The 9,177-nt window shown below is 68.8% G+C and carries 11 protein-coding genes; all 11 read right to left on the reverse strand.

What is annotated here, in order from left to right; all coding sequences use genetic code 11:
* Window positions 1–24: 24 nt before the first annotated feature.
* Window positions 25–678 (reverse strand): MBL fold metallo-hydrolase, encoded by a 654-nt coding sequence (locus ACFYR3_RS19265; RefSeq protein ID WP_355856345.1) that lies wholly within the window; start codon window positions 676–678, stop codon window positions 25–27.
* Window positions 679–743: 65 nt separating this feature from the next.
* Entirely contained in the window at window positions 744–1,238 is a 495-nt protein-coding gene (locus tag ACFYR3_RS19270; protein ID WP_355856342.1) for a flavin reductase family protein, read from the reverse strand.
* Between the two features lie 34 nt (window positions 1,239–1,272).
* The gene (locus tag ACFYR3_RS19275; RefSeq protein ID WP_355856339.1) at window positions 1,273–2,121 is read right to left on the reverse strand and encodes a hypothetical protein; all 849 of its coding nucleotides are present in this window, start codon (window positions 2,119–2,121) and stop codon (window positions 1,273–1,275) included.
* Window positions 2,121–2,735 carry a hypothetical protein gene (locus tag ACFYR3_RS19280; protein ID WP_355856336.1) on the reverse strand — a complete coding sequence of 205 codons (615 nt, stop codon included), beginning with the start codon at window positions 2,733–2,735 and terminating at the stop codon, window positions 2,121–2,123. The genes ACFYR3_RS19275 and ACFYR3_RS19280 overlap by 1 nt, the downstream gene beginning before the upstream one ends.
* A gap of 82 nt (window positions 2,736–2,817) precedes the next feature.
* Entirely contained in the window at window positions 2,818–3,588 is a 771-nt protein-coding gene (locus ACFYR3_RS19285; protein ID WP_355856334.1) for an AfsA-related hotdog domain-containing protein, read from the reverse strand.
* Window positions 3,588–4,355 carry an SDR family oxidoreductase gene (locus ACFYR3_RS19290; RefSeq protein WP_355856331.1) on the reverse strand — a complete coding sequence of 256 codons (768 nt, stop codon included), beginning with the start codon at window positions 4,353–4,355 and terminating at the stop codon, window positions 3,588–3,590. Before ACFYR3_RS19290 ends, ACFYR3_RS19285 begins: the two co-directional genes overlap by 1 nt.
* Entirely contained in the window at window positions 4,356–5,066 is a 711-nt protein-coding gene (locus tag ACFYR3_RS19295; protein ID WP_356785946.1) for an HAD-IB family hydrolase, read from the reverse strand.
* Window positions 5,063–6,457, reverse strand: a complete 1,395-nt coding sequence (locus tag ACFYR3_RS19300; RefSeq protein ID WP_355856325.1) for an MFS transporter — start codon at window positions 6,455–6,457, stop codon at window positions 5,063–5,065. The genes ACFYR3_RS19295 and ACFYR3_RS19300 overlap by 4 nt, the downstream gene beginning before the upstream one ends.
* 51 nt (window positions 6,458–6,508) lie before the next feature.
* Entirely contained in the window at window positions 6,509–7,603 is a 1,095-nt protein-coding gene (locus tag ACFYR3_RS19305) for an LLM class flavin-dependent oxidoreductase (RefSeq protein ID WP_355856322.1), read from the reverse strand.
* 49 nt (window positions 7,604–7,652) lie between these two features.
* Window positions 7,653–7,907, reverse strand: coding sequence for an acyl carrier protein (locus ACFYR3_RS19310; protein WP_355856319.1), 255 nt, complete (start codon window positions 7,905–7,907; stop codon window positions 7,653–7,655).
* 58 nt (window positions 7,908–7,965) lie between these two features.
* Entirely contained in the window at window positions 7,966–8,985 is a 1,020-nt protein-coding gene (locus ACFYR3_RS19315) for a beta-ketoacyl-ACP synthase III (protein WP_389283974.1), read from the reverse strand.
* Window positions 8,986–9,177 lie beyond the last annotated feature (192 nt).

Genomic DNA, 9,177 nt, shown 5'->3' on the forward strand with positions numbered 1-9,177 from the left:
TGGCTGCCGGATGCCGCTCGCGCGTCACCAGCCCCGTTCCCGCCACCGCGGCAGCGACGGCCGCTCCGCTCCGAGCGTGGTGTCCTTGCCGTGGCCCGGGTAGATCCAGGTGTCGTCCGGGAGTTCGGCGAAGATCTTCGTCTCGACGTCCTGGAGGAGGGAGGCGAAGCGCGCCGGGTCCTTCTCCGTGTTGCCGATGCCGCCGGGAAAGAGGCTGTCTCCGGTGAACAGGTGCGGATGCCCGTTCGGGTCCCGGTAGAGCAGCGCGGTGGAACCCGGTGAGTGCCCCACCAGATGGATCGCGGTGAGGGACACTGCTCCGGCCCGCACGGTGTCGCCGTCGTCGACCAGGACGTCGGCGACCGGGACCCCGGGGGCGTCGTCGCGTCCCACGAGGGAGCGGGCGCCGGTCGCGGCGACCACGTCGGCCAGGGCCCGGTGGTGGTCCCAGTGCTGGTGCGTGGTGAACACCGTGGCCAGGCCGCCGTCGCCGATGAGGTCGAGCAGTGTCCGTGGCTCGGCGGCCGCGTCGATCAGGAGCTGTTCTCCGGTCGCCCGGCAGCGCAGTAGGTAGACGTTGTTGTCGATCTCGCCGACCGAGATCTTCGTGATCACCAGGTCGGTCGTCTCCCGGGTGTCCCCGGGTCCGCCTGCCTGGACCTCACCGGTGTAGCTCATCGTTGCTCACGCCTTTCCACGGGATCCATATCCCGTCCGTCATAGGACTGTTGAAGACTTTCCACTCAAGATGCCAGCCGCACGTAGCGTCCGGAGTGGAAGACCAGCGGGCCCGCCGTGGCGGTCTCCCCCACGCCCGCGGTGGACCACTTTTCGGCCCTGGCGATCACCAGTTCGTGGTCGCCCGCCGGATGGATCTGCTCGATGGTGCAGTCGAGCCAGCCGAGCCCGTCCGACAGCAGTGGGTGCCCGGCTGGGGTGCGGACCCAGTCGCGGCCCGCGAACCGGTCCGTCCCCCGGGTGGCGAATGTCCTGCAGACCTCCTCGTGATCCTCACGCAGGATGGTCACCGCGAAGCCGCCGGCCGCGCGGATCGCCGGCCACGTCGTCGAGGTGTGCGCCGCGCACAGCGCGATCAGCGGGGGCACGAGGGACACCGAGGTGAAGGAGTTGGCCGCCATTCCGGCGGGCCCGACTTCGGTCTGCGCCGTGACCAGGACGACCCCGGTGGTGAAGCGGCCCAGCACATCTCGGAAGGAACGCTGAGTCGGCACCGTCATCTCCACTTCGTACTCGCTTCCCCTCGATGGCTTGTCAGGCGTGGGTGACGAACTCGGCGAAACTCGGTCCCCGCAGTTTGAGTTGGGCGTGCACGTCCCCGCCCAGTCCGAACCGCCCGATGGCTCCCACGTAGTTCTGCTGGTAACTCATCCACAACAGCACGACGTTCATGATCCGGTCACCGGCCGCGCCCTCCGGGTCGGGGAACGGGTTCGGCATGCGTGCGTGATAGCTGCCGTTGCCCTTGTGGTCGGCGATCAGCACGTTGGGCACACCGAGCGGGCCCGGCCTGACCGGTCCCGTGGGATCCAGGTCGCGGCGCCGCACGGACATCACGGTGTAGAGGTTGTTCGGCAGCAGCCCGGTGAACTCGCAGTGGAAGTCGGCCGCCCGGCCGCCGTCCGCCAACGTGACCCGCACGTTGCCGGCCGCCTGTACCCACTGGCCGAGCGTGATCGGCTCCGTCACCTTCGGCCCGTCCTCGGGACGCAGATCCGCCAGCGGCACCTCGTGGAAGGCGTAGCTGGGGCGAACCACCGAGAAGGGATCGGGCAGTTGGTCAGGCGCGAAGACCTCGGGATAGTTGGTGCACGGCAGCGGAAGCGGCAGCGTGTGCAGGACGAGGTTCTCGTCGGCGGCCGACAGCTGGGGGCCCAGTTCGCGGACTATGCGGTAGGGGGCCTTGCCGCCCAGCTCCGGCAGGACGCTGTCCGCGGCGACGATCGCGCTGCCCCAGTGGGAGGTGGCCCCTCCGCCGGCCGCCTCACGGTTGACGTAGCCGATCACCACGAAGTTGCCGTCCGGGTCCATGACTTCGCTGGGCGGGTACAGCGGGCCCTGGGTCGTGACGCTCAATTCGTACGAAGCTGATGCAGCACCCATCAGACGTCCTCGGTGACACGCCGGTAGAGGCGGGTGTACAGGCCCTCCTCGGTGACGAAACGGGAGTGCGCGTGCCGGGCGATCTCGCCGTAGCGCTGCGACGAGAACGCGGGCAGGTAATCCTCGGGGGCGCAGGAGAACCCGGAGACGAACATGACCCCGGGTTCCGTGGACAGCAGTGAGTGGTAGGCCAGAAACGTCTCGACCTGCTCCGTCGTCCGTACGACGTCGAAGATCGTGCCGTCCCGCCAGGTGAGGTACTCCTCGTACACCGGCGGCTTCACCTCGACGTGACGCAGTTGGACGTACGGGGTGTCCGGGAGCGCCAGGCCGGCCGGTGCGGGCTTCGGCGCCTCGACGAACTGCAGTACCTGGCGGCGTACGTCACCCGCCACGAGCGGAGCCAGCGCCTTGGCCTGCTGACGCCACTGCTCGTCGAGACCGGCGAGTTCGGCAAGGCCGTCGAGCGGGGTGAGTTCGAGCAGGGCCGGGGCTTCAAGGCCCCGGTAGAAGACGGAGCCCGGTGCGGTGGGCCGGTCCAGCCACGCGGCGAGTGCCTCGACGGCGTGCTCGCCGACGGGGATCTCGGTCACGAGAAGCAGCGGAGAGGACATGGGGGTCCCTTCAAAGGTCGTGTACAGGGATGCACGCGAAAAGAACGGAGTCGAGGATCCGCGGGGCTTGCAGGAGCCCGACTCAGCCGGCCACGGCCAGGCCCGGCTCGCGGCGGCCGAGCACCCGCAGGGCCCGCACGGTGCTCCGGCGTTCCTTCTCGGCCATGGCCGAGCTGTGGATGGCGCCGCACGCCATGCGGATGGTGGCGGAGGGCAGGCCGGCCTGCTCAATGGTGACCTGGACGTCGAAGCGGAGCTGGGCTGGGTCACCGAGATCCGCCGAGTGAACCTCGAACTCGATCGAGGCGGCCAGCGGCAACAGGAACGTCTGGAACTTGCTGTCCATGCTGTCGAGCACGAAGCTGTACTGCTGCTCGGGCCAACGGGACAGGTAGTACCGCTCGCTCACCGCCACGAACATCTGGCGCGCGGCCTCCAGGATGACCATGCCCTGGACGTGCGCTCCCTGGTGGTCGAGGAGCAGCTCCTGGTCGTTGTGGATGCGCAGGGCCGCCCGGAAGGTGTTCTCGCCGACCCGGCTGAGGCCCGCGACCAGGACGTTGCACTCCCGGTGCTTGTGGGTCTCGCTCTGGCGGCAGAGGCAGCCCGCGTCGCTCTCCCGTATTCGCGCGCGGTCGGTGAGGCCCCGGCGGTCCAGCTCGTCACGGATCCGGTCCCAGTCGAAGGAGGTGATGCCCTGGCCTTCGATCAGGACGAGCTCCGGGTCGTCCTGGTGGCGGTTCGCGCGCAGGTCGCGGACGAAGCGGGAGACCGTGCGGGTCGTGTCGTGGGTGGCGAAGGGCCCGAAGCGGTCGCCGACTATGTAGAGGATCGTGGGATTCTGCGCCGGCATCAGACCCACTGCCAGGCGTCGAGCTCGACGGTGGCGGCGTGCGCGCGGCGCGAGCTGGTGAGGATCGCGTAGGTGGCGTCGGCGACATCGTCGGCGGTCAGCATCAGGTCCCGCTGTTCCTGTGTGAGGTCGCCCGGCATGTTCTCGCGGAAGGCGGTGTCGACCTTGTCCAGGACGATGCCCGAGACGCGGACGCCCCAGGGCTTGGCCTCCTCGGCAAGAGCCTTGGTAAGGCCCTCGACACCCCACTTCGACACCGAGTAGGCAAGCATGGCGCCAGGCGGTGCAGTCCGCTTGCCCCAGATCGACGACATGTTGACGATGAACCCGTCGCCCGCTTCCTTCATGTGCGGCAATACGGCCCGGGCCATCACGAAGTAGCCGGTCAGATTGGTGGCGAGGGTACGGTCCCAGACCTCCTGGCTCGTCGTGAGGGCACCGCCGGGGTGGGCGACTCCCGCCACGTTCAGCAGGTAGTCGATCTTCCCGAAACGGGTGACGGCCTCGGCGACGGCCGCCTCGACGGCCACGGCGTCGGCGACGTCATGGACGGCGGTGAGCACCTGCTCGTCCTCCCAGCCCTGGTCGGCGACTGCCTTCTTCAGGCCCTCCCCGTTGTGCGAGTGGAGGACGAGCCGGCACCCTTCGGCGCCGAGCCTGCTCGCCAGGGCGCGACCGATGCCACGGTCGGCCCCGGTGATGAGGGCCACCTTGTCCGCGAAGTCCCCGGATGTGATGGGTGCCGTCTGTATGGTCTGCGTACTCAACTAGCTTTCCTCTCTTCCTCCGTGGGCCGATGACATCACCGGCCACCCGTGCCTGCGGGCGAGCTCGCCGAGCGTCGGATCGTCTCCGACGACCGACGGCCTGCCCACAGCGCGCAACATGTCGAGATCACTGGCGTGATCCCCGTACCCGCAGCAGCGCTCGGCGGCCAGGCCGAGTTCTTGCATCGTGCGGACGACGGCGTCCGCCTTCGCCCGGCCGATCATCGGTTCGACGACCTCGCCAGTGAGGAACCCGCGCTCGTCGACGACGAGTTCACCGCACAGCACCCGGTTCACCGCCAGATCCTCGGCGAGGGGGTCGAGGCAGGCCCGGAAGGACCCGGAGACCAGCACGACAGCGTCCCCGGCCGCCCGGTGCCCGGCCAGCGCTGAGATGCCCGCCGTGACGAAGGCGTCCGGGCGTGCCCTGTAGGCGGCGTACCAGTCCCGGCCCGCCGCCCGCACGTCGGCGGCGTAGGCGCCTGTGTAGTACTGGTAGTAGGCGCGGTTGACCTCTTCGCGGGGCAGGCCGAGGGCGGACATGTCCCGCAGCGTGGCCGCGTACCGCGCGTACCGGGTGCCGTCGTCGCCGGTACGGGCCAGCCAGAAGCGCAGGAACTCGAACATGGACTTGGCGGTGATCAGCGTCTCGTCGACGTCGAAGAAGGCCGCGCCCCCACCCGCCGCGCGTCCGCCGGACGACCCGGTCACGCGACGTCCGTCGCGGTCGCCGGCCTGCGCAGCACGACGAGGACGACCACCAGCGCCAGCCCAGCGGCGACCATCACGACCAGGCCGGTCGAGGCGAGCGTGGACAATGTGCCGAGCACGGCGACACCGAGGGCGACTCCCGCCTGCCGGGAGGCGGTTGCCGCGCCCTGGCCGGTCGCGGCGAGTTCCGGCGGTGCGGCCGAGGCCATGTCCGCGGTGACGGCGGGCACCACCGTCGTCCCGCCGATGGTCAGCAAGATCTCCATGGGCACCAGCGCCGCCAGTGGCGGGTGGTCACCGACGAAGCACAGCCCCAGCCCGGCGAGGACGTGGGCCCCGAGCCCCACCAGGATGACCGCCCTGGCCCCGTATCTGACGACCGCGCGCCCGGCGAGCAACGGGATGAAGCAGGCGGGCAGCGTCATCGGAAGCAGGGCGAGACCGGTCTGCAGCGGGGAGAGATCCCGTTCTCGGATCAGCCACAGGGTCAGCGCGAAGAACGAGCCGTAGAAGACGAAGCACGACATCGCTCCCGCCATCAGGTCCGCGCGGACCCGGCTGAGCGCCATCAGGCGGGGCGGCAGCACCGGAGCCTGCGCCTTCCGCTCGACGAGCAGCAGTGCCACGAACGCGAGCACACCGACGGCCAGCGCGATCAGAGCGGTGGGCCGGTCCCAGCCCTGGCTGCCCGCGTCGATCAGGCCGAAGGTGACGGCCCCGAGCCCGAGGACGGACAGGATGAGACCCGCGTAGTCGATCCGCTTGAAGCTCGTCGACCGGTGGGTGCTGAGCCACTTCGTGGGCAGCAGCACCAGGGCGATGATCACCGGGTTGACGAGGAACACCGAGCGCCAGCCGCCGAGTTCGACGAGACCGCCGCCGATGAGCGGCCCGGCGATGAAGCCGCTGGAGCTCAGCGCGCCCCAGGCGCCGATAGCCCGGGAGCGCTTACTGGGGTCCGGGTAGAGCTTGGCGAGGAGGGCGAGCGAGGCCGGGACCAGGCCGGCCGCCGCGATACCGAGTGTCGCGCGGCCGGCGATCAGGCTGAGCGCATTGGGGGCAGCGGCGCACGCCAGGGAGAGCAGCGCGAACAGGCACAGGGCGGTGCGGTAGACCCGGCGCGGACCCCAGCGGTCGGCGACCGCTCCGGAGGCGAGGAGCAGACCGGCGAAGACGACTGTGTATGCGTCCGCCGTCCATGGCAGTTGGGACGCGGAGGCATGCAGGTCGCTGCGCACGTCGGGAAGGGCGACGTTCAGGATCGAAACGTCAAGGATGACAAGGTAGTTTCCGGCCACAAGGCTCGCGAAGAGGAGGGGGGTCCGTAGTCGCGGGACCTTGTGCCCCGCACTCTGCGCGACCTCGGCTGTATTCCTGCCGACGACGGTCATGAAGGCTCCGGTTCGGGATGGGGGGAGGGGGTGTGGGACGCTGGCCCCGGTTCAGCCCCGGCTGGCCACGATGTGCTCGATGGATTCCTTGGGACGCGCGACGGCGCCGGTCAGCTGCGGTGCGACGTAGCGGGCAAGCAGCTCCATGCTCTTGTCCGTCTTCTCCCAGGAGCACCAGTCCGGTATGTAGACCAGCAGGTTGCCGAACCCGCCGGTCCGCTCCCGCAGTCGCTGGATGCCCTCGACGACGTCCTCGGGCGAACCGACGATCGCACCGCCGGCCTCGATACGCGCCTCCAGCTCCTGGCCCTTGGGCACGCCGGGGGTGGACACATCGCGACCCGCCGCGCGGCCGAAGAAGTCGAAGAGCCAGCGATCGAAGCCCTCGCGGACATCGGCGAACGCCTGTTCCCTGGTCTCCGCCACATGAAGGGGCAGGGCCACCCGCCAGTTGTCCCGATTCATGGTGTGGCCGTACTGCTCGGCGGCCTCCTCGGCGTAACTCCACTGCCGGGCGAGGTCGATGGTCTTGGGTGCGCCGGGCTGGCTGAGCGCGAAGGAGACCAGGCTGGTGCCGTGCTGTCCGGCCAGGAGCGGGCTGGTGGGCGAGGTGCCGCCGCTGGCGATGGCCACCTCCAGGCCGCCGGGGGTGTAACGGGGCAGCTGGAGCTTGGCGTCGCGCAGCCCGTACCAGTCGGTCTTCTCGGTGATCCGTGCCTCGCCGTTGACCAGCTCGATCACCGCCGGCAGCGCTTCGGCGAGCCGGGTGCGCTGCTCGCTCGCCTCGATGCCGAGCATCTGCGCGTCCGGGAAGATGCCGGGACCCACGCCGAGGATGTAGCGGCCGCGGGTGAGGTGGTCCAAGTGCACGGCACGCGAGGCCACATGGAAGGGGTGGTGCCAGGGAAGCGGCACGACCCCGTTGGCCAGCTTGATCTGCCGGGTCCGCTGGGAGGCTGCGGCGATCATCGTTTCCGGGGCGCCGACGAGCCCCCAGCCGAGCGTGTGGTGCTCGCCGAACCACGCCTCGTCGAAGTTGAGCGCATCGACCCTCTCCACCAGGTCGAGCTGGCGGCGCAGGACCAGGTGCGGGTCCTGGCCGGGCTCGTTCACGGGGGACAGGAATATTCCGATACGGCTGTGCATGGCGTTCCTCCAGGAGAGAGCGAAATTCGTCCGGGTGGGAGAGGCCGGATCAGGCGGTGGGGGCCTCGACACTTCCGCGGGATTCCATCAGCACGACGACACCGGTCGCGCTGCCGGCCTCGACCAACTCGTCCTCAGCTATTTTGATGCCGTACTTCCGCTCTATGAGCACGGAAAGCTCCAGCATGATGAGCGAGTCGAGTTCTATCTCGCTGAACGGGGTGGAGGGGGTGACTTCCTGATCCAGATCGAAGTTGTCGGTGAGGATTTTCACGATGTTCTCGGCAACACCTTGGGAGTTCATGAATCCCCTTCAGAGGGCAGGGTGTGTACAGGAGAGAAAGCCGCAGAAATCAGGCGGCTCAGATGTCCGTGGAGATTTCCATCACGTCGAGTTCGGGCCACCGCATCGCGGTCGAAGCCCAGCTGAGGCCACCGCCGAACGCGGTCATCAGCACGCGGTCACCGGCCTTGATCTGCCCGCTCTTGGCCGCGTCGGTCAACGCCAGCGGAATGGAGGCAGCCGATGTGTTGCCCGCCTTGTCGAGGTGCACCAGCATGCGGGACCGATCGACTCCGAGCACGTCCGCGACTGTGTGCAGAATCCGGATGTTCGCCTGGTGCGCGGCACACCAGTCGACGTCCGCCGCCCCCCAGCCGATCCGCTCGAGCAGTTGCTCCGACGAAGCGGCCATCCTGTTGACGGCGTGCGTGAACATCTCCTTGCCCTGCATGGTCATATACGCGTCCTCGGGGTTCGGCGGTCGCCCGCTTCCCCGCTCACGCGAACCGCCCCCGGCCACTTGGGCCAACTCGTGGCCGATCCCGTCGCTGCCCAGGTCGAAGCCGAGCAGCGCGCCCGGTTCGTCGCCGTTCCCCGCGCGCAGCACCGCGGCGCCCGCGCCGTCACCGAAGATGATGGTGGTGGAGCGGTCCTGCGGGTTGAGTCGCGTGGACCAGACGTCCGCCCCGATGACGAGGACCCGTTCCGCGACACAGGCTGCGATCGCCCCGGCGGCAGCGGACAGAGCGTAGAGAAATCCGGAGCAGGCTGCCGATACGTCGTACGCGGCGACGTTTCCGAGTCCGAGTGCGGTCGCGACTTCGGGTGCCGTGCCGGGCATGGGCTGGTTTCCGGTGCTGGTCGCGAGGATCACCAGATCCGCGGAATCGACCCCGGCGGATTTCAGAGCCCGCGCGCCGGCGGCGGTCGCGAGATCACCGGTGTTGGTTCCGGTATCGGTCCAGTGCCGGGTCCGAATGCCGGTCCTGGTACGTATCCACGCGTCGTTGGTATCCAGTGTCTCGGCAAGTTCGTCATTCGACACCGAACGGGACGGAAGAGCCGCTCCAATTCCTGCCAGGACCGCTGCGCGTATCAATTTTCCCCCATGGCGGTGATTTCACTGATTACTTTATCCGGCGGGAGTCCCGTCAGGAAGCTTGTACATGCCTTGCGCATGCACAAGGGATTTCCGGTTACGCCTCTTCGTCGACCCAGCTCATCAGCTTGCGGAGCTGCTTGCCGGTGGTCTCCAGGAGGTGGTTCTCGTCCTGGGTCTTGTACTCGTTGT

Source organism: Streptomyces sp. NPDC005784 (assembly GCF_042871525.1).
In the GTDB taxonomy this organism is placed as follows: Bacteria; Actinomycetota; Actinomycetes; order Streptomycetales; family Streptomycetaceae; genus Streptomyces.

Bases quoted from the DNA above. Each gene is read 5' to 3' on its own strand.
- ACFYR3_RS19265 (WP_355856345.1), bottom strand. From the start codon at position 678: ATGAGCTACACCGGTGAGGTCCAGGCAGGCGGACCCGGGGACACCCGG.
- ACFYR3_RS19270 (WP_355856342.1), bottom strand. From the start codon at position 1,238: ATGACGGTGCCGACTCAGCGTTCCTTCCGAGATGTGCTGGGCCGCTTC.
- ACFYR3_RS19275 (WP_355856339.1), bottom strand. From the start codon at position 2,121: ATGGGTGCTGCATCAGCTTCGTACGAATTGAGCGTCACGACCCAGGGC.
- ACFYR3_RS19280 (WP_355856336.1), bottom strand. From the start codon at position 2,735: ATGTCCTCTCCGCTGCTTCTCGTGACCGAGATCCCCGTCGGCGAGCAC.
- ACFYR3_RS19285 (WP_355856334.1), bottom strand. From the start codon at position 3,588: ATGCCGGCGCAGAATCCCACGATCCTCTACATAGTCGGCGACCGCTTC.
- ACFYR3_RS19300 (WP_355856325.1), bottom strand. From the start codon at position 6,457: ATGACCGTCGTCGGCAGGAATACAGCCGAGGTCGCGCAGAGTGCGGGG.
- ACFYR3_RS19305 (WP_355856322.1), bottom strand. From the start codon at position 7,603: ATGCACAGCCGTATCGGAATATTCCTGTCCCCCGTGAACGAGCCCGGC.
- ACFYR3_RS19310 (WP_355856319.1), bottom strand. From the start codon at position 7,907: ATGAACTCCCAAGGTGTTGCCGAGAACATCGTGAAAATCCTCACCGAC.